Consider the following 20060-nt stretch of genomic DNA (forward strand, 5'->3'; position numbering starts at 1 on the left):
CTGATACAGGCTTCCGTTTTGCCTAATCAGGCGTCAGCCCGTCAGGAAAATCCGCCGAGATCGCCACGAATTCGCGGCGAGAACTCCACGAAAAAATCACGAAGAGATATTTTTCTTCAGGATCAACGACTTGAGAAAGGCCGGGAACAGTGCCGGCGCCGACCGGGGCAGCTGCATGACGCCGATGTCGGCACCATCGCTGACCGCCAGTGCGACGTACAGATCCCGGCCATCGGCGCTGGCACTGATGCCGTTGCCCGCACTGAGCCGCTGCCGGTCCAGGCAGCGCTCGGGGGCTTCGGTGCCGGCCTGGATATGGATCAAGGTCGTACCGCATTCGGTCGAGTTGCCGAGATACCCGATGCCTCCGGTGCCCGCCACCGTCCAGGTGCGATAGCGCCATCGGCTGGGCCGGTCTTCACTGACCTGCTGCACGCTGGCCGGGGACAGTGCCGCATCCACCGACCACAAGCCGCCGGACGCCAGGCGTGTGAACAGCACGCGGCCATTGCCCCGATCGAAACGCGCCTGGGAGACGCCGTCGATACTGGCCAGGCGGCGCCAGGGGGTCACGCTGCGATCGAACAGGCTCAACCGGGTGCGTTGCTCTGCATCGCGCTCGACTACCAGCAGCTGCTCCGGGGTTGCCCCGTACAGGGCCTGCAGCGGCTGATCCACCGGAACCGGCAGCGGTTGCAGGTGCTCGTCGCGCGGGGCGATCTCGTAGACAACGGTACGCCCATGCTCGTCACGCCCGACCACCAGCAGCTGGCGGCTGTCGGCCGACCAGTCCGGCGCCTGCCGCCCCTCCGGACGCAGGCCCTCGATCGGCCGCAGTGAGTCGGGCCGCTGCATGTCCGCCCACCACAGCGCGAAACTGCCGGAACGATCGGAGGTGAAGACCAGCTGGCGACCGTCGGGCGCCGCCATCGGCTGCCCGTCGCGCCCACTGGACGCGAACAGCCGCTCGGCGCTGCCGCCGGCCATCGGCACCTTGAACACGCCGAACTGGGCACGGCGGTGAACGAAGGCCAGCACGTCGCCGTGGCGCGACACCGCAGGCCACTGTGCGTCGTCGAGGCCGGCATCACGCAAGGTGCGGCGCTCCACGTCCAGGTAGTACAACCGCACCTCGCTGTCCACGCGCCGGCCGAACACGATGCTGCGCCCATCGCCCAGCCAGGCCCAGCCACGCTGTTCGGCGGATTCGTTGGTCAACTGCTCCAGCTCACCGCCTCCGGCCGGCATCCGCCACAGGTCGCCCATCTGTGGATTGCGCACGAACACCAGCCACTTGCCGTCGGGCGAGTAGCGTGGCGCGTAGTCAAAATCATCCTGATCGACCGCGTAGTCCAACGCCCGCCACTGGCCGCTGGCCAGGTCGAGCACACGGATGCCGCGATGGGCGTAGCGGCCCACCATGCTGCCAAAGACCAGGCCGCGGCCATCCGGTGTCCAGTCGAAGCTGAGCAGCTCGGTTCCATCGCAACGGGTCGCCTGGCGCACGCCGCCGCCAGTGGCACTGGCGATCAGCACCTGGCAACCGCCGTCGGCTCCAAAGCGGGCAAAAGCGATCTCGCGCCCGTCCGGTGACCAGCTCGGGAAACGGTCACTGGCCCCCTTGGGCGGCAGCGCCAGCTGCCGGGCCGGCGCATTGCCCGAGGTCTGCACCTTGATCACACCACCTCCGGCGCCATCCTCGTTGGCGCCTTCGTAGGCAACCTGGGAGCCGTCCGGCGAAAGTGTGGGATAGGTTTCAAAACCACTGGTAGCGGTGATCAGGCGATAGGGACGCTGCGGGCTGCCGATCACCCGCACGCCGTTCTCGACCGCTGCATCCACCGGTGAACTCGGCTCCGGCCCGCGCCGCAGCAACAATGTGGCCATGACCAGCAGCGCGGCCAGCATCATCACACCCAGCACCCACAACAGCTGGCGGCGCAGCTGGCGCCAGCCGCGCCGGCGTGAAGGCGCTGCAGGCACGGCCAGCGCCGGAATCGTGCCGGCACCGTCCGGCGACGGCATCACATCCGCAACGGCCACCGCATCCACTTCCGCCACCGGCTCGAAGTCGTCCAGCGCCTGCACCGGTACCAGCAGCCGATAGCCGCTCTTGGCGATGGTCTCGATGTAGGCCTGGCCATTGTCGTCGTCGTTGGCGAACGCCTTGCGCAGCTGGGTGACGGCCTGGGTCAGCACGTCATTGGTCGGCAACGTATCGGGCCAGACCTCGGCAAACAGCTCTTCACGGGTGACCACGCGCCCAGGCTGCCGCATCAACACGCGAAGTACGCCCAGCGCTTTCGGCGTCAGCCGCCGCGGACGGCGCGCGCCTTCAACCTCGACCTCACGCGAGGACAAGGTAATGACACAGTCGCCGACCTGCACGCGGTCGGCGTCAATGGGCGTGAGTTCGCTGCTGTTCATTTTCCGCTATACAGTAGGGACGGGATCTGGGCAGGGCTCACCAGCAATACCGTCCCCACCGTCCCTGGACAGGGCCATCGAAAAGCCAGATTCCGCACAAAGCATCGGCGCATACCGCAAAAACAATAACGCCCCCGGATATTAGCCTAAGCCGGTTACCCCGCCTATGACGGGGTCGACACTCAGGCTCTCTCTCGCCGACGCATTCACATAATCTGCATCACCATTCGCGCCCTTTTGGGCGCGAAATTTTTATCTGGCGTTCATTTTCACATGCGCCGAAGCATGGTCAACCCGACCAGACGCGACACCACAAGGCCGATATACATGACGCCTGCGAACTGTTCGAGCATCACCAGGGCCCGTGCCTGCGGGTGCAACGGCACGACGTCACTCAATCCAACTCCGGACAACAAGCTGAAGCTCAGATAAAGCAGCTCCATCCAACTGCGCTCGGGGCCAGCAGTCGCACCCTGGAAACTGCCTGGATACCACTGTTGGCACACCGCGAATGCAAAGGCGAACCCCCAGGCCAGCAGGGTGAAGGTTGCCCCGGCTGCGAACAGTTCGTCGCGTGTTACTCGATGGTCCTGCAGCATGTAGGCGATCAATGCCCCGGCCGTATAGAAGTACAGCAGGCTTTCCAGCAGCTGCGCGGTGGTCAGCAGCGCGCTGCGGTCCAGCAGGGCGCCAGCCAGCGAGAACACCACCGATGGAATGGCCAGCAGCAATGCCAGCCACGTGCCCAGCGGACTGCGCTGGACCACCCACAGCGCCAGGCCGAGTACCGCCATGCCGAACATGCCCAGCGCCGCCCGGCCAGCGGCGGTGTCATCGAGGGCGGGATACAGCAGTACCGCGATCAACTGGGCGGCCAGGAGCCAGGCCGAAGGATGGCGGCGGGCGATGGCCAGCCAGCGGGTGGTCGTGGCAACGGGCATGGCGTCCTTTCCCCTGGGCGATGCGCGGAGGATAGCCGGGCGCGGCGTGATGAACGGTAGTGCCGGCCATTGGCCAGCACTCCCCCCGGTCCCGTGCACGACGGAATGCCGGCCGGCGGCCGGCACTACCCGTTACCCGTCACCCCTGGCGGTAGACCTCGGCCCCGCCAGCACGGAACTCCTGCGACTTCTCCTTCATGCCGGCCTCGGCGTAGTCGCGCACGTCCTGGGTGATCTTCATCGAACAGAAGTGCGGTCCGCACATCGAGCAGAAGTGGGCCAGCTTGTGCGCGTCCTTCGGCAGCGTCTCGTCGTGGAATTCCTTGGCCTTTTCCGGATCCAGGCCCAGGTGGAACTGGTCCTCCCAGCGGAACTCGAAGCGCGCCTTGCTCAGCGCGTTGTCGCGTACCTGCGCGCCCGGATGACCCTTGGCCAGGTCGGCCGCGTGCGCGGCAATGCGGTAAGCCATGATGCCGTCGCGCACGTCCTGGCGGTTGGGCAGGCCCAGGTGCTCCTTCGGCGTCACGTAGCAGAGCATGGCCGTGCCAAACCAGCCGATCATCGCCGCGCCGATCGCACTGGTGATGTGGTCGTAGCCCGGCGCGATGTCGGTCGTCAGCGGCCCCAGCGTGTAGAACGGCGCTTCGCCGCATTCGCGCAGCTGCTTGTCCATGTTTTCCTTGATCAGCTGCATCGGCACGTGGCCGGGGCCTTCGATCATGGTCTGCACATCGTGTTTCCAGGCGATCTTCGTCAGTTCACCCAGCGTTTCCAGTTCGCCGAACTGCGCCGCGTCGTTGGCATCAGCGATGCAACCCGGGCGCAGCCCGTCGCCCAGCGAGAAGGTCACGTCGTAGGCCTTCATGATTTCGCAGATGTCTTCGAAATGCGTGTAGAGGAAGTTCTCCTTGTGATGCGCCAGGCACCACTTGGCCATGATCGAGCCGCCGCGGCTGACGATGCCGGTGACACGCTTGGCGGTAAGCGGCACGTAGCGCAGCAGCACGCCGGCGTGGATGGTGAAGTAGTCCACGCCCTGCTCGGCCTGCTCGATCAGGGTGTCACGGAAGATCTCCCAGGTCAGTGCCTCGGCGCGGCCGTCAACCTTCTCCAGGGCCTGGTAGATCGGCACGGTACCGATCGCCACCGGCGAGTTGCGGATGATCCATTCGCGCGTCTCGTGGATGTGCTTGCCGGTGGACAGGTCCATCACCGTGTCACCGCCCCAGCGGATCGCCCACACCAGCTTCTCCACTTCCTCGGCGATGCCGGAAGACACCGCGCTGTTGCCGATGTTGGCGTTGATCTTGGTCAGGAAATTGCGGCCGATGATCATCGGCTCGCTTTCCGGGTGGTTGATGTTGTTGGGCAGCACCGCACGGCCACGTGCAATCTCGTCGCGCACGAACTCCGGGGTGATGACTTTCTGGATCGACGCACCGAAGGCCTCGCCCGGGTGCTGCTGCAGCAGGCCCGCATCGCGGATCGCGTCCAGCCGCTGGTTCTCGCGGATGGCGACGAATTCCATTTCCGGCGTGATGATGCCGCGGCGCGCGTAATGCATCTGGGTGACGTTGGCACCGGCACGTGCACGGCGTGGCAGGCTGCGCGCGGGGAAACGCACCGCGTCAAGCTTCGGGTCATGCTCGCGATCGCGGCCGAACGAAGAACTCAGTCCTTCAAGCTGCTCGGTATCACCGCGCTCTTCCACCCAGCCGCGACGCAGTGCCGGCAAACCGGCGGACAGATCGATGCGCACCTCCGGGTCGGTGTACGGGCCCGACGTGTCGTAAACGGTCACCGGCGCATTCTCTTCGCCGCCGAACAACGTCGGCGTACGGGTCAGCGCGATCTCGCGCATCGGCACCTGCAGATCCGGGCGTGAACCAGGCACGTGGATCTTGCGCGAGCCGGGAATGGGCCGGGTCACGGATGCGGAGAGTTGCTGGGCCTGTTGCTGCAGGGCGGAGAGCTGTGCGTTCATCGGGCATCGTCCAGGAAGGTCAGGGACGAAGCGGCGGCGCACGGCACCCGCGCACGGACGGTCCTTGGGCGGAGTCCGGGCACGGCTGCATTGCAAAGCTTCCCTACGCCGGTATGAGCCGGATCAGGTTCCAAGGGACTGTCTCAACCGTGGCCACATGGCCCGGTACCCCCGCTTCTTGGTGCGCATTAGAGCATAGACCGCCCGCCTCCGGGACCAGGTCGCCATTCGTTAACGGAACCATGACGTCGCGTTCAGTAACGTGCACGCCATCGCGTCGCTGAGATCGATGCGTTCCCCGCCGCCTTCGCGGCCCCTGCCCGGTCCATGCTGCATGCCGCCGGCCCTTCGCCGCAAGCTCTGCTCGCTCCCCTCAATCCCCCTTGATCGGAGAAGCTCCTTCATGGTGTTTCGCGTTTCCATCGCACTGGTTCTGCTGCTGGTGCTGCTCGCCGGTATCGCCCCCGGCCCATTCAACACAGTGGTCCAGTCGATGCTGGCAGAAGTCATCCGCAGTGTCGGCTGGCTGTACCTGCTGGTGGTGTTCCTGGCGCTGGTGTTCCTGATGTACCTGGCGTTCGGCCGCTTCGGCAACCTGCGCATCGGCGGCGAGGACGCCGAACCCGAGTTCTCGCGTGCCAGCTGGATGTCGATGCTGTTCGCCGCCGGCATGGGCATCGGCCTGGTGTTCTGGGGTGCGGCCGAGCCCATCTCGCATTTCAGCAAGCCGCCGGAAGGGCTGGCACCCGAAAGCATGGACGCTGCCCGTGCTGCCATGCGCTACGTGTTCTTCCATTGGGGCCTGCACCCGTGGGCCATCTATGCGCTGATCGGCCTGGCAATGGCCTGGTTCCAATTCAACCGCAACGGCCGTGGCCAGATCAGCGACATGCTGCAACCGATCATCGGACGTCACCATCGTGGCTGGATCGGGCATGTGGTCAACATCTCCGCTGTCGTCGCCACTGCGGTTGGCGTGGCTACAGCACTGGGCTTCGGCACGGTGCAGATCGCAGCCGGCGTGGAACGCGTATTCGGCGTGCAGGCGGGCGTTCCGCTGCAGTTGACGATCATTGCGGTGGCCTTCGTTCTGTACATGGCGTCCACGCTCAGCGGCGTCGGCCGCGGCATGAAATGGCTGTCCAACTTCAACCTTGCACTGGCGGCGCTGCTGCTGGCGCTGGTGCTGGTACTCGGCCCGACTGGCGCGATCTTCAACACGTTCACCACGACGCTGGGCTCCTATCTCAACCAGCTGGTGACGATGAGCCTGCGCATGTCACCGTTCTCGTCCAGCACCTGGGTCGCGGACTGGACGATCTTCTACTGGGCCTGGTGGATTTCCTGGGCACCGTTCGTCGGTTCGTTCATCGCGCGCATCTCGCGCGGTCGCAGCGTTCGCGAGTTCGTGATCGGCGTGGTGCTGGCACCGACGCTGCTGGGCTTCTTCTGGTTCTCGGTGTTCGGTGGCACCGCGATCTGGATGCAGATCTTCGGCCAGGCCGACCTGCTGCAGGCACTGGGCAACGGCTATGAAACGGTGCTGTTCACTATGTTCGACAGCCTGCCGCTGCCGTTGCTGCTGTCGTGCATTGCGCTGGTGCTACTGATGATCTTCTTCGTGACCTCGGCTGATTCTGCGGTACTTGTGCTGGCCAGCATGTCCACGGACGACGCGGGCGAGCCATTGCGCAAGCACAAAGTGGCGTGGGGTGTCGGCATTGCGCTCGTGGCGGGTTCCTTGCTGTTGGCAGGGGGACTGGAGGCGCTGCAGGGCATGATCACCATCACTGCGCTGCCGTTCGCGCTGCTGATGCTTCTTGTGATGGTGTCGCTGTATCGGGTGCTGGACCAGGAGTACACCCGCGAGCGACGGCAGGCGCAGCGCCAGCGGCACATGATCGATGCGTGGATCGCACGCGAGATGGCGGCGCAGGAGGAGACGCAGGCCGAGGCAGCGCGCGCGCACGATCAGGATTGAGGGTTGTTTTGCAGCCTGCGGCTGCACCGCTTTTCTCAAGCAACGACAACAGCAACCTCAAAAGCAGCTCTGGGTTGCTGCTAGTTTGGCGGGGCGGTGTGGGCTGGCAGGACACGCCGTAAACCCATCCCTGGGGGCTCGATGGCGCCTTGCTCGTGTGCGCTGTCCTGCGCACATGGCAAGACCGGGGTTGGGCATCCTGCCCAACCCGCCCGAGGCATGCCTCGGGCCCATGGCGCCAACGGTCCTGCCAGCCCACGCCGCCCCACCCCCGACAGTTTCCGTGTGACGGTGGGTTTTCCACGCTATGCGTGGATGAGGTGTATCGGAAAACAAGAAGGGGTCGGATCCGTTTTCCTTCGGAAAACGGATCCGACCCCAACCCACAGCGCGCGGCTGTTGCTGTTGCCTTTGCTTTTGATCTTCTTCCTTTTCTTCCTGCGGTGGCGGCCACGGAAACTGTCAGGGGCCGGGCGGGTGGGCTGGGCGGGGGTGTCAGCCGCATGGATGCGGCTGCCAAGCCTCCAGGGACGGATTCACGGCGTCCCCCGAACAGCCCACCCGCCCGGCCCAATCACATGATCCCGCTTCCACGAACCACCACCGCAGAGGGGGCTCAGCCCGGTGGCCGGGAAACCTCAATACCCCGCCGCCTGCCCGTCCTTGCGGCTCTCCGAAGCGCCGTAGTAAACCCCGCTCTCGGGATCGCGCATGATCGCCTGGTACCCGCCATAAGGCCCATCGGCGAACACGATGCGATGCCCCTTGCGCATCAGCGCGCGCACGGTCTCGTACGGGAAGCCGGTTTCCAGATTCACTTCACCACCATCGGTCATCGCCGTGGCCTGACCCGTCGGTTCAGTCGAGCCTTCGTGCTGGATGCGCGGTGCATCACCGGCTTCCTGCAGGTTCATGCCGAAGTCCACCAGGTTCATCACGATCTGCGCGTGGCCCTGCGGCTGCATCGCGCCGCCCATCACGCCGAAGCTGGCATACGGCTTGCCGCCCTTGGTGATGAAGGCCGGAATGATGGTCTGGAAGGGGCGCTTGCCCGGCGCGTAGCCGTTGGGATGGTTCTTCTGCAGCACGAACATCTCGCCGCGGTCCTGCAGGATGAAACCCAGACCGGGCGGTGCCATGCCGCTGCCCATGCCACGGTAGTTGGACTGGATCAGCGAAACCATCATGCCGTCGGCGTCGGCCACGGTCATGTAGATCGTGTCGCCCTCCTCCAGCTGCTTCGGCGTGCCCGGCTGCACTTCCTTCAACGCCTTGTCCATCGAGATCAGCGCACGACGCTGCGCGGCGTACTCCTTGGAGATGAGCTTCTGCACCGGTGCCGGCTGGAACGCCATGTCGGCGTAGAAACGCGCACGGTCGGCAAAGGCCAGCTTCTTCGCTTCGACAAACAGGTGCACGTGTTCCGGTGAACCGAACGGGATCTTCGAGAAGTCGTAGCCTTCCAGCACGTTGAGGATCTGCAGTGCGGCGATGCCCTGGCTGTTCGGCGGCAGTTCCCAGACGTCGTAGCCACGGTAGTTGCTGCTGACCGGTTCGACCCACTCGCCATGATGGTCAGCCATGTCCTGGTAGCTCAGGTAGCCACCGTTGGCCTTGAAGTAGTCGCCGATGGTGTGGGCGATCTCGCCCTTGTAGAAGGCGTCGCGGCCACCGTCGGCGATCTTCTGCAGGGTGCTGGCCAGGTTCGGGTTCTTCCACATCTCGCCCTTGCGCGGGGCGTGGCCGTTGATCGTGAACTGCTCCTTGAAGCCCGGGTACTGCGACAACTTGGGCACCGAGCGGTCCCAGTAGTAGGCGATCACCTCGGCCACCGGGTGACCCTCGCGGGCGTAGCGGATGGCCGGCGCCAGGTTGTCGGCCATCGGCTTGCGACCGAAGCGGTCGTGCAGCGCGAACCAGCCATCGACGGCACCCGGCACCGACACCGGCAGTGGACCGGTGGCCGGGATGTCCTTCAGGCCACGGCGCTGGAACTCGGCCAGTGTGAGCGACTTCGGCGAGCGGCCCGAGCCGTTGTAGCCGTAGAGCTTCTGCGTCTTCGGATCCCACACGATGGCGAAAAGGTCGCCGCCGATGCCGTTGCCGGTCGGCTCCATCAGGCCGAGCGCGGCGTTGGCGGCAATCGCCGCGTCCACTGCCGAACCGCCGCCCTTCATCACGTCCAGCGCGATCTGGGTGGCCAGTGGTTGCGAGGTCGCGGCCATCGCATGCGGGGCGATCACCTCCGAACGGGTGGCGAAGGTGTGGCCGGTGATGCGGTCGGCGGCGAAGGACAGCGCCGGTACGGCAGCCAATACGGCGGCGGCGAGCAGGGAACGGGCAAGGCGTCGGGACACGGTCGGGTTCCGATGGACGGGTGGTTCCCCGATCTTCGCCGGTGCGGCCTTCAAGCGGTATCGGACAGACGTCATGGACGTTGATCCTTGGGCGGAAAAATCCACCGGATTCCGCGCAAAAACCGCCCCGAAAGGAGTGAATTCGGGTTCACCGAAACACTTTCAGCAGCAACCATCCTTGTGCCGCAAGCAATTGCGCTGGATGCAGCGGAAACCGATAGAAAATCCGTCGCGAGGGTTGACACCGCCGAAATGGCTGTGTTTCTCTCGATCACATGTTGCATCACAACACGCCACCGCGAACCCACATCGAAGCCGCCGACACCGGCGCCGCCTCGCTGCGTTCGATTCTTGTGCTCGTACTTATTACCCAACCAACAGGTGCGGGACGAGCCAGCGTGTAAGCAACACACACACCGGAACTCTTCAAAAACCCGCACCCGCCCCGGTGCGGGTTTTTTCATTTCAGAACCTGGTTTCAGACGCAACCACCATGACCAACGCTCATCGCACAACCCGGACCTGCACCACCACGCCTTGTGGTGGCTGTGCCTGTGCGATGCGCGGCGCCTCCTCCACCGCTTTCCCCTGACCGGCCGGCACGTCACCTCGACGACCGGCCGTTCTTTTTTCTTCCCACCGCAAGGAACCTCCCCCATGAGCACCAACGACCTGCCCCAGACCAAGATCGCCGTCATCGGCTACGGCAGCCAGGGCCGCGCCCACGCACTGAACCTGCGCGAATCCGGCTTCGACGTGGTGGTAGGCCTGCGTCCGGGTGGGCCGACCGAAGCCAAGGCGCAGGCCGATGGCTTCACCGTGATCGCGCCCGCCGAGGCCGTGAAGGACGCCGACCTGGTTGCCGTGCTGACCCCGGACATGGTGCAGAAGAAGCTCTACAACGACGTGCTGGCGCCGAACATGAAACAGGGTGCATGCCTGCTGTTCGCGCATGGCCTGAACGTGCATTACGGGATGATCGAGCCGCGTGCCGACCTGGACGTGGTGCTGGTCGCGCCGAAGGGCCCCGGCGCGCTGGTGCGCCGTGAGTACGAGATCGGCCGTGGCGTGCCGTGCATCTGGGCGGTCTACCAGGACATCAGCGGCAAGGCCGCGCAGCATGCGCAGGCCTATGCCGCCGGCCTCGGCGGTGCGCGCGCCAACCTGATCCAGACCACCTTCAAGGAAGAAACCGAAACCGATCTGTTCGGTGAGCAGGCGGTGCTGTGCGGCGGTGCCTCGGCGCTGGTGCAGGCCGGATTCGAGACCCTGGTCGAAGCCGGCTACCAGCCGGAGATCGCCTATTACGAAGTGCTGCACGAACTGAAGCTGATCGTGGACCTGTTCTATGAAGGCGGTATCTCGCGCATGTTGGAGTTCATCTCCGAGACCGCGCAGTACGGCGACTACGTCAGCGGCCCGCGCGTGATCGATGCCGGCACCAAGGAACGCATGAAGGAGGTGCTGAAGGACATCCAGGACGGCACCTTCACCAAGAACTGGGTGGCCGAGTACGAAGCGGGCCTGCCGAACTACAACAGGTTCAAGCAGGCCGACCTGGAGCACCCGATCGAGAAGGTGGGCAAGGAACTGCGCGCCAAGATGGTCTGGTTGCAAGGACAGGCTGCGTAACCACGCGGCCCTCCCCCACCCGCTTTGCAAGGTTCCCCCATGAACTCTTCGACACATCGCAGCGCGCCGCCCAACGGCGCGCGCTGGCTGACCCAGGCGCTGGAGGCCGAAGGCGTCCGCACGCTGTTCGGCTATCCCGGTGGCACCATCATGCCGTTCTACGACGCGCTGGTGGATTCGTCGCTGAAGCACATCCTGGTACGCCATGAGCAGGGCGCGGCCCTGGCCGCCAACGGCTTCGCCCGCGCCAGCAACCAGGTGGGCGTCTGCGTGGCCACCTCCGGCCCGGGCGCCTCGAACCTGGTCACCGGCATTGCCGATGCGATGCTGGATTCGGTACCGATGGTCTGCATCACCGGCCAGGTCGGCACGCCGCTGCTGGGCACCGACGCCTTCCAGGAACTGGATGTGTTCGGCCTGACGATGCCGATCGTCAAGCACAGCTGGCTGGTGCGTAGCGTCGATGACCTGCCGCGCGTGGTGGCCGATGCGTTCCGCATTGCCCGTGAGGGTCGCCCCGGCCCGGTGCTGATCGACCTGCCCAAGGATGTGCAACTGGCCGATGCCAGCCATCTGCCGGCGCATGTGCCCAGCAGCGTCGAACCGCCGCCGGCGCCGGCCGAGGCCGCCATCGCCGAGGCCATCGCCGCGCTGGCGGCGGCCGAAAAGCCGGTGGTCTACGCAGGTGGCGGCATCGCCCTGGGTGATGCCGTGCAGGACCTGCGCGACTTCGTCGAGGCCAGTGCCATCCCCACCGTGATGACCCTGCGCGGCCTCGGTGCACTGCCGGCCCACCATCCGCAGTCGCTGGGCATGCTGGGCATGCATGGCACCCGCGCGGCCAACATGGCGGTGCAGGAAAGCGACCTGCTGCTGGTGCTGGGCGCGCGCTTCGACGACCGCGCGACCGGCAAGCTGGCCGAGTTCGCGCCATTCGCCCGCGTCGTCCACATCGATGCGGACGCCTACGAGATCTCCAAGCTGCGCACTGCCGACATCGCCGTGCCTGGCAACGTCGGTCACGCCATCCGCGCCCTGCGTGCGGCCTTCCCCTCCCCCAGGGCCCACCAGGACGCGTGGCGCAAGCGCTGTGCGCAGCACCGCGATCGCTTCGCCGCCCGCTACGACGCACCGGGCCAGCACATCTACGCCCCGGCGCTGCTGAAGCGACTGAGCGAGCTGGCCCCGGCCGATGCGGTGATCGCCTGCGATGTCGGCCAGCACCAGATGTGGGTGGCCCAGCACTGCCGCTTCAACCACCCCCGCAACCACCTGACCAGTGGCGCACTGGGCACGATGGGCTTCGGCCTGCCAGCGGCGATGGGTGCGCAGTTCGCCTGCCCGGAGCGCACCGTGGTACTGGTGTCCGGCGACGGCAGCTTCATGATGAACGTGCAGGAGCTGGCGACCATCGCCCGCTGCCGCCTGCCGGTGAAGATCGTGCTGCTGGACAACAGTTCGCTGGGCATGGTGCGGCAGTGGCAGGAACTGTTCTTCGCCGAGCGTTACAGCGAGATCGACCTGTCCGACAACCCGGACTTCGTAGCCCTGGCGCAGGTGTTCGGCATTGCCGCCACCCGCATCGACAACCGCGACGACGTGGAAGGCGGCCTGGCCGCGCTGCTGGCCGAGCCCGGCCCGGCGCTGCTGCACGTGGCCATCGATGCACGCGCCAACGTGTGGCCGCTGGTGCCGCCGAACACCGCCAACAGCACGATGCTGGAAAGCAATCCCGCCCACGCCCGCCAGGAGACCCCCAATGCAATACCGGCTTGACCTGGTGCTGCACCCGGCCGAAGGCGCGCTGCTGCGCGTGATCGGCATGGCCGAACGCCGCGGCTTTGCGCCGCGTGCGATCAGCGGTGCGCCGGTGGCCACCGACGATGGCCGCTGGCACCTGCAGCTGGTCGTCGATGGCCAGCGCCCGGCGGAAACGCTGTGCCGGCAGATCGAGAAGATCTACGACTGCGTGTCCGTGCAGGTCACCGCCGTGGAAGGAGTATCGCCATGAACACCCGTACCGTAGCGACCACGGTGCCGGTACGGAGGCGTCTTCTTCGCCGTCCGTGCCCGCATGCGGCGGTCTTCCGCACCGCGCTGGTGGCCCATGCCGGCCGCTGACACCAGCCAGGAAAGCGATGTCGGCGACGTAAGCGTCGCCGACGTCCTGGCAGCGCAGGCCCGCCTGCGCCGCTTCCTGCCGCCCACCCCGCTGCACCACGCCGAACGCTTCGGTACCTGGCTGAAACTGGAGAACCTGCAGCGCACCGGTTCCTACAAGGTGCGCGGCGCATTGAATGCACTGCTGGCCGGCCGCGAACGCGGCGACACCCGGCCGGTGATCTGCGCCTCGGCCGGCAACCACGCCCAGGGCGTGGCCTGGGCCGCCTATCGCCTGGATGTGCCGGCCATCACTGTGATGCCGCATGGTGCACCCGCCACCAAGATCGCCGGCGTCGCCCACTGGGGCGCGACGGTGCGCCAGCACGGCAACAGCTATGACGAGGCTTACGCCTTCGCGGTCGAACTGGCGCAGCGCCACGGCTACCGCTTCCTGTCCGCGTTCGACGATGCCGACGTGATCGCCGGCCAGGGCACGGTCGGCATCGAGCTGGCCGCGCATGCCCCGGACGTGGTGATCGTGCCGATCGGTGGCGGTGGCCTGGCTTCCGGCGTGGCCCTGGCGCTGAAATCACAGGGCGTGCGCGTGGTCGGCGCGCAGGTGGAAGGCGTTGATTCGATGGCACGTGCGATCCGCGGTGACGTACGCGAGATCGCACCCGTCGCCTCGCTGGCCGACGGCGTGCGGGTGAAGATTCCCGGCTTCCTGACCCGCCGCCTGTGCACCTCGCTGCTGGACGACGTGGTGATCGTGCGCGAAGCCGAGCTGCGCGAAACCCTGGTCCGGCTGGCACTGGAAGAACACATCATTGCCGAGGGTGCCGGCGCGCTGGCGCTGGCCGCTGGCCGCCGCGTCGCGGGCCGCCGCAAGTGCGCGGTGGTCTCCGGCGGGAACATCGATGCCGGCGTGCTGGCCGGCCTGCTTACCGACATCCGACCGCGCCCGCCGCGCAAGCCACGGCGACGGCGCAGCGAAACACCCCGCTCGCCCGCCAAGGCCAGCGCGCCGCCCTCCCCCATGCCTTCCCCTTCCCACCTGCAAGCCGCAACGCCCGCTGTCGAGGAGATTTCCCTGTGACCACCATCGAACGAATTACCACCCCGCGCATCCGCATCTTCGACACCACCCTGCGTGACGGCGAGCAGTCCCCTGGCTGCAGCATGAGCCCGCCGCAGAAGCTGGTGATGGCGCGTGCGCTGGACGAACTGGGCGTGGACATCATCGAGACCGGCTTCCCGGCCAGCTCGCAGTCCGACCGCGAAGCGATGGCACTGATCGGCCGCGAACTGCGCCGCCCGAGCCTGACCCTGGCAGTGCTGTCGCGCTGCCTGCAGGCCGATATCGAGACCTCGGCACGCGCACTGGAAGCCGCAGCCAACCCGCGCCTGCATGTGTTCCTGTCGACCAGCCCGCTGCACCGCGAGCATAAGCTGCGCATGACCCGCGAGCAGGTCCTGGAGTCGGTACGCAAGCATGTATCGCTGGCCCGCTCCTACATCGACGATGTCGAGTTCTCGGCCGAGGATGCCACCCGTACCGAGCTGGACTACCTGATCGAAGTCGCGCGCGTGGCGATCGCCGCCGGTGCCACCACCATCAACCTGCCCGACACCGTCGGCTTCACCACGCCGGAAGAAATCCGCGCGATGTTCCAGCAGGTCATCGCCGGCGTCGCCGACGTTCCGAACGCCGCCAATGTGATCTTCAGCGCGCACTGCCACAATGATCTGGGCCTGGCCGTGGCCAACTCGCTGGCCGCCATCGAAGGCGGCGCGCGCCAGGTCGAGTGCACCATCAACGGCATCGGCGAGCGCGCCGGCAACTGTTCGCTGGAAGAGATCGCGATGGTGCTGAAGGTGCGCCAGGCCTTCTACGAGCAGGACAGTTCGATCAACACCCCGCGCATCGTCGGCACCTCGCAGTTGCTGCAGCGCCTGGTCGGCATGCCGGTGCAGCGCAACAAGGCCATCGTCGGCGCCAACGCGTTCGCCCACGAATCGGGCATCCACCAGCACGGCATGCTGCGCCATCGCGGTACCTACGAGATCATGCGCCCGGAAGACGTGGGTTGGGAGGACTCGCAGATGGTGCTGGGCCGCCACAGTGGCCGTGCCGCCGTTGAAGCGCGCCTGCGTGCGCTGGGCTTCTGGCTGGAGGAAGACGAACTGAAGCTGGTGTTCGAGCAGTTCAAGGGCCTGTGCGAACAGCAGCGTGTGGTCACCGATGCCGATCTGCAGACGCTGATGCAGGGCGGTTCCAACGCACAGGGCTACCGCCTGGCCTCGATGACCATCAGCGATGTCGGCAGCCGCGCCAACGCACTGGTCGAACTGTCCGATCCGGACGGCAACCGCGTGGCCGAGACCGCGCAGGGCGACGGCCCGGTCGATGCGCTGTTCGGCGCACTGTCGGCCGCCACCGGCGTGCAGCTGATGCTGGACAGTTACCACGTGCACAGCGTCGGCATCGGCGCCGATGCGCGCGGCGAAGCCAATCTGAGCGTACGCCACGAGGGTGTGGAGTACGACGGCACCGGCACCAGCAAGGACATCATCGAAGCCTCCGCGCTGGCCTGGCTGGATGTGGCCAACCGCCTGCTGCGCCAGCGCCAGGCTGCCGCCCACAGCAACACCGACGTTGCCACCGCCGCCACCGCCTGAGGACCCCGCCATGAGCGCCTTCGACATCCCCACCCCGGCCAGCGCCGCTGGCCAGCAGTGGAACGCCCAGGACTATGCGATCGATGCCGGCTTCGTGCCGCTGCTCGGCGGCGCGGTATCGCGCCTGCTCGACCCGCGCGCCGGTGAGCGCATCCTCGACCTGGGCTGTGGCGATGGCGTACTCAGTACCGAGCTGGCGCTGAGCGGCGCACGCATCCACGGTGTGGATGCTTCGCCGGAACTGGTGGTCGCCGCCCGCGCACGCGGTGTCGACGCGCAGGTGATGGACGGCCACGCGCTGTCGTTCGACAGCGAGTTCGATGCAGTGTTCAGCAATGCCGCACTGCATTGGATGACGACTCCGGACCGCGTGCTGGAAGGCGTGCGCCGCGCCCTGCGCCCCGGCGGCCGCTTTGTCGCCGAATTCGGTGGCCACGGAAACGTGGCCACGATCATCGCGGCGGTACAGGCCGCGCGTGTGGCCCACGGCCATGGCGCCAGCACCTTCCAGTGGTATTTCCCGACGGCCGATGCCTACGCCGACCGCCTGCGCCAGCATGGCTTCCAGGTGCAACTGATCGAGTGCACGCCGCGCCCGACCGCACTGCCGACCGGCGTGGCCGGCTGGCTGCGGGTCTTCGCCGCACCACTGCTGGACGACCTGCCGGCCGAGGCGCGCGCCACCGTGCGCGAGGCCGCCACCGCGTTGCTGGCCGAGCTGCCGCGCAATGCCGCCGGCCAGCCGCTGGCCGACTACGTGCGCCTGCGCGTGCTCGCCCGCCGTCGCTGACTTGACCGTTTCGTTTTCTTTACTGATGTTCGCTCTTTCGTACTTCTGCCAGGCATACGCATGACTTCCGCACCCCGCACCCTGTACGACAAACTGTGGGACGCCCACGTGGTGGTTCCCGAATCCGACAGCGCCCCCGCCGTGCTGTACATCGACCTGCACCTGATCCACGAGGTGACCTCACCGCAGGCGTTCACCGAACTGCGCGAGCGCGGCCTGTCGCCGCGCCGCCCGGACCGCACCAAGGCGACGATGGACCACTCCACGCCAACCCTGCCGCCTGCCGCCGACGGCACGCTTCCCTACGCCAGCGCTGCGTCCGAAGCTCAGGTCGCCACCCTGGCACGCAACTGCGCCGAACACGGCATCGAACTGTTCGACATGGCCTCGGACAATCGCGGCATCGTCCACGTGATCGCGCCGGAACAAGGCTTCACCCAGCCCGGCATGACCATCGTCTGCGGCGACAGCCACACCTCCACCCACGGTGCGTTCGGTTCGCTGGCCTTCGGCATCGGCACCAGTGAAGTCGGCCACGTGCTGGCCACGCAGTGCCTGCTGCAGCGCAAGGCGAAGACCTTCGCGATCACCGTCGATGGCCCGCTGGCGCCCGGCGTCGGCGCCAAGGACGTGGTCCTGCACATCATCGGCGTGATCGGCGTCAACGGCGGCACCGGCCACGTCATCGAGTTCCGTGGCAGTACCATCGAAGCGATGGACATGGAACAGCGCATGACCCTGTGCAACATGTCGATCGAGGCGGGTGCGCGTGCCGGCATGGTGGCGCCGGACCAGGTCACCTTCGACTTCGTCGCTGCTACCCCGCGCGGCCCCAAGGGTGCCGACTTCGATGCGGCCGTCGCACGCTGGCAGCAGCTGCGCAGCGATGACGGCGCGCGCTTTGACAGCGAAGTGCACATCGACGCCGCCGACATCCGCCCGACCCTGACCTGGGGCACGCATCCGGGCACCGCCATCGCGGTGGATGCACCGATCCCCGCCGCCAACGATGCCGCCGCACAGAAGGGTCTGGACTACATGCATTTCCAGGCCGGCAAGGCGCTGGCGGGCACGCCGGTGGACGTGGTGTTCGTCGGCTCGTGCACCAATGGCCGCCTGAGCGACATGCGCGAGGTGGCGCAGGTGCTGCGCGGTCGTCGCGTCGCTGACCGGGTGCGCATGCTGGTGGTGCCGGGCTCGGAGATCGTCAAGCGCGAGGCCGAGGCCGAAGGCATCCACGAGATCGTGCGCGCGGCCGGTGCCGAGTGGCGCGAGCCGGGCTGCTCGATGTGCATCGCCATGAACGGCGATCTGGTCGCGCCCGGGCAGCTGGCCGTCAGCACCAGCAACCGCAATTTCGAAGGCCGCCAGGGTCCTGGTTCGCGCACGCTGCTGGCCTCGCCGATGAGCGCGGCGTGGGCCGCGGTGAACGGGCACGTCGCCGATACCCGCGAACTGTTCGCACAGGAGGTGGCGTGATGGCCGGTTCCCGTACCCTGACCTCGGCCAGCGTGGTGCTGCGCCAGACCAACATCGACACCGACCAGATCATTCCGGCGCGGTTCCTGTCCACCACCGAACGCGCCGGCCTGGGCCGCAACGCGTTCAATGACTGGCGCTGGCAGGCCGACGGTTCGCCGGTGGCCGACTTCGCCTTCAACCAGCCGCACAACGCCGGCCGCAGCATCCTGCTGGCGGGCCGCAACTTCGGCTGCGGCTCGTCGCGCGAGCATGCACCGTGGGCACTGACCGACCTGGGCCTGCGCGCCATCGTCAGCAGCGAGATCGCCGACATCTTCCGCGGCAACTCGCTGAAGAACGGCCTGCTGCCGATCGTGCTGGACGAAGCCGACGTGCAGGCGCTGATGCAGCGCCCGGACGACGAGCTGACCATCGACGTGGCCGCGCGCGAGCTGCGCACGCCCGATGGGCGCGTCTATTCCTTCCCGCTGGATGGCTTCTCGCAGACCTGCCTGCTGGAAGGCGTCGACCAGTTGGGGTATCTGTTGGGCCGTGTCCCTGAAATCGAACGCTACGAGAGTGAGCATGCACGCTGAAATTGTTGTCCTGCCCGGTGATGGGATCGGCCCGGAAGTCGCCGCCGCCGCAGTCGCCGTCCTGAAGGCCGTCGCCGAACGCTTCAACCACACCTTTACCTTCAGCGAGCACGACATCGGTGGCATCGCCATCGACCGCCATGGCGAACCGCTGCCCGCCTCCACCCTGGCTGCCTGCCAGGCTGCCAACGCCGTACTGCTGGGCGCAGTCGGCGGCCCGAAGTGGTCTGACCCGAACGCCAAGGTGCGCCCGGAACAGGGCCTGCTGGCGATCCGCAAGGCGCTGGGCCTGTATGCCAACCTGCGCCCGGTACGTACCCATGAGGCCGCGCTGCACGCGTCGCCGATCAAGGCCGAACTGCTGCAGGGCGTGGACTTCGTGGTGGTGCGCGAGCTGACCGGCGGCATCTACTTCGGTGACAAGACCCGCGATGCCGACAGCGCCAGCGACCTGTGCCGCTACACCGTGGCCGAAATCGAGCGCGTGCTGCGTAGTGCGTTCCGCCTGGCGCAACAGCGCCGGGGCAAGGTGACTTCGGTGGACAAGGCCAACGTGCTGGAGACCTCGCGCCTGTGGCGCGACGTGGCCGCGCGCATCGGCCGCGAGGAATTCCCGGACGTTGCACTGGAGCACCAGCTGGTCGATTCCATGGCCATGCATCTGCTGGCCAAGCCGCGCGAGTACGACGTGATCGTCACCGAGAACATGTTCGGCGACATCCTCACCGACGAAGCCTCGATGCTGGCCGGCTCGCTGGGCCTGCTGCCGTCGGCCTCGCTGGGCGAGCCGGGCGCGGTCGGCATCTACGAACCGATCCATGGTTCGGCCCCGGATATCGCTGGCAAGGGCATCGCCAATCCGTACGCGACGATCTTCAGCGCCGCGATGCTGCTGCGCCATTCGCTGGGTTTGGAAACGGAAGCCGCTGCGGTGGAAGCCGCCGTGCACGCCGTGCTGGACGACGGCGTGTTCACCGCCGATCTGGCCGCCAAGGGCCAGGCGGTGAGCACGGCAGCCGCCACCGACGCAGTGCTGGCCAAACTCAACTGATCCGATAGCGCCACGCCATGCGTGGCGCCTCTCCCTCCGGACATTGCGGGCAGCCACC

At 66.8% G+C, this 20060-nt stretch carries 14 protein-coding genes and 1 riboswitch; of the genes, 10 read left to right on the plus strand and 4 right to left on the minus strand.

Going from position 1 to position 20060, the window contains the following annotated elements; translation table 11 throughout:
• Nucleotides 1-96: 96 nt before the first annotated feature.
• The 3 genes from AC5P68_RS01925 to thiC all read right to left on the minus strand — a co-directional run bounded on the left by AC5P68_RS01925 (nt 97) and on the right by thiC (nt 5352).
• Entirely contained in the window at nt 97-2427 is a 2331-nt protein-coding gene (locus AC5P68_RS01925) for a winged helix-turn-helix domain-containing protein (protein ID WP_231522126.1), read from the minus strand.
• Nucleotides 2428-2696: 269 nt separating this feature from the next.
• Nucleotides 2697-3368, minus strand: a complete 672-nt coding sequence (locus AC5P68_RS01930; RefSeq protein ID WP_005410941.1) for an ion channel — start codon at nt 3366-3368, stop codon at nt 2697-2699.
• Between the two features lie 139 nt (nt 3369-3507).
• Nucleotides 3508-5352, minus strand: coding sequence for a phosphomethylpyrimidine synthase ThiC (gene thiC / locus AC5P68_RS01935; protein ID WP_012481195.1), 1845 nt, complete (start codon nt 5350-5352; stop codon nt 3508-3510).
• An 82-nt stretch (nt 5353-5434) separates the two neighbouring features.
• Nucleotides 5435-5535, minus strand: a riboswitch (TPP riboswitch).
• A 220-nt stretch (nt 5536-5755) separates the two neighbouring features.
• Between thiC and AC5P68_RS01940 the strand changes: the two genes are divergently transcribed.
• On the plus strand, nt 5756-7333 hold the full coding sequence (locus AC5P68_RS01940; RefSeq protein ID WP_495216705.1) for a BCCT family transporter: 1578 nt from the start codon (nt 5756-5758) through the stop codon (nt 7331-7333).
• Between the two features lie 638 nt (nt 7334-7971).
• Here AC5P68_RS01940 and ggt read toward each other — a convergent pair.
• The gene (gene ggt / locus AC5P68_RS01945) at nt 7972-9690 is read right to left on the minus strand and encodes a gamma-glutamyltransferase (protein ID WP_049453159.1); all 1719 of its coding nucleotides are present in this window, start codon (nt 9688-9690) and stop codon (nt 7972-7974) included.
• A 657-nt stretch (nt 9691-10347) separates the two neighbouring features.
• On the opposite strand from ggt, the gene ilvC reads away from it, so the two are divergent.
• The 9 genes from ilvC (at nt 10348) to leuB (ending at nt 20002) form a co-directional block, all read left to right on the plus strand.
• Entirely contained in the window at nt 10348-11322 is a 975-nt protein-coding gene (gene ilvC, locus AC5P68_RS01950) for a ketol-acid reductoisomerase (protein WP_005410945.1), read from the plus strand.
• Between the two features lie 39 nt (nt 11323-11361).
• Entirely contained in the window at nt 11362-13098 is a 1737-nt protein-coding gene (gene ilvG / locus AC5P68_RS01955; RefSeq protein WP_049403575.1) for an acetolactate synthase 2 catalytic subunit, read from the plus strand.
• Complete coding sequence (locus tag AC5P68_RS01960) at nt 13082-13333, plus strand: ACT domain-containing protein (RefSeq protein WP_049453141.1); 252 nt, start codon at nt 13082-13084, stop codon at nt 13331-13333. The genes ilvG and AC5P68_RS01960 overlap by 17 nt, the downstream gene beginning before the upstream one ends.
• Nucleotides 13334-13429: 96 nt before the next feature.
• Nucleotides 13430-14521, plus strand: coding sequence for a threonine dehydratase (locus AC5P68_RS01965; protein ID WP_033835631.1), 1092 nt, complete (start codon nt 13430-13432; stop codon nt 14519-14521).
• Nucleotides 14518-16104 (plus strand): 2-isopropylmalate synthase, encoded by a 1587-nt coding sequence (locus AC5P68_RS01970; protein WP_231522127.1) that lies wholly within the window; start codon nt 14518-14520, stop codon nt 16102-16104. Before AC5P68_RS01965 ends, AC5P68_RS01970 begins: the two co-directional genes overlap by 4 nt.
• 10 nt (nt 16105-16114) lie before the next feature.
• Nucleotides 16115-16894 (plus strand): class I SAM-dependent methyltransferase, encoded by a 780-nt coding sequence (locus tag AC5P68_RS01975; RefSeq protein ID WP_033835633.1) that lies wholly within the window; start codon nt 16115-16117, stop codon nt 16892-16894.
• Between the two features lie 60 nt (nt 16895-16954).
• Entirely contained in the window at nt 16955-18373 is a 1419-nt protein-coding gene (gene leuC / locus AC5P68_RS01980; RefSeq protein ID WP_049403577.1) for a 3-isopropylmalate dehydratase large subunit, read from the plus strand.
• The gene (gene leuD, locus AC5P68_RS01985) at nt 18373-18951 is read left to right on the plus strand and encodes a 3-isopropylmalate dehydratase small subunit (protein WP_033835634.1); all 579 of its coding nucleotides are present in this window, start codon (nt 18373-18375) and stop codon (nt 18949-18951) included. The genes leuC and leuD overlap by 1 nt, the downstream gene beginning before the upstream one ends.
• Nucleotides 18941-20002 carry a 3-isopropylmalate dehydrogenase gene (gene leuB, locus AC5P68_RS01990; RefSeq protein WP_231522128.1) on the plus strand — a complete coding sequence of 354 codons (1062 nt, stop codon included), beginning with the start codon at nt 18941-18943 and terminating at the stop codon, nt 20000-20002. The genes leuD and leuB overlap by 11 nt, the downstream gene beginning before the upstream one ends.
• Nucleotides 20003-20060 lie beyond the last annotated feature (58 nt).

The sequence above is a fragment of the Stenotrophomonas sp. YJH_SMC_58 genome, from assembly GCF_059369635.1.

Coding starts and splice junctions, on each gene's coding strand:
- AC5P68_RS01925 (WP_231522126.1), bottom strand. CDS start 2,427: ATGAACAGCAGCGAACTCACGCCCATTGACGCCGACCGCGTGCAGGTC.
- leuD (WP_033835634.1), top strand. CDS start 18,373: ATGGCCGGTTCCCGTACCCTGACCTCGGCCAGCGTGGTGCTGCGCCAG.
- ilvG (WP_049403575.1), top strand. CDS start 11,362: ATGAACTCTTCGACACATCGCAGCGCGCCGCCCAACGGCGCGCGCTGG.
- thiC (WP_012481195.1), bottom strand. CDS start 5,352: ATGAACGCACAGCTCTCCGCCCTGCAGCAACAGGCCCAGCAACTCTCC.
- leuB (WP_231522128.1), top strand. CDS start 18,941: ATGCACGCTGAAATTGTTGTCCTGCCCGGTGATGGGATCGGCCCGGAA.
- leuC (WP_049403577.1), top strand. CDS start 16,955: ATGACTTCCGCACCCCGCACCCTGTACGACAAACTGTGGGACGCCCAC.
- AC5P68_RS01960 (WP_049453141.1), top strand. CDS start 13,082: ATGCAATACCGGCTTGACCTGGTGCTGCACCCGGCCGAAGGCGCGCTG.
- AC5P68_RS01975 (WP_033835633.1), top strand. CDS start 16,115: ATGAGCGCCTTCGACATCCCCACCCCGGCCAGCGCCGCTGGCCAGCAG.
- AC5P68_RS01940 (WP_495216705.1), top strand. CDS start 5,756: ATGGTGTTTCGCGTTTCCATCGCACTGGTTCTGCTGCTGGTGCTGCTC.
- ilvC (WP_005410945.1), top strand. CDS start 10,348: ATGAGCACCAACGACCTGCCCCAGACCAAGATCGCCGTCATCGGCTAC.
- AC5P68_RS01965 (WP_033835631.1), top strand. CDS start 13,430: ATGCCGGCCGCTGACACCAGCCAGGAAAGCGATGTCGGCGACGTAAGC.
- AC5P68_RS01930 (WP_005410941.1), bottom strand. CDS start 3,368: ATGCCCGTTGCCACGACCACCCGCTGGCTGGCCATCGCCCGCCGCCAT.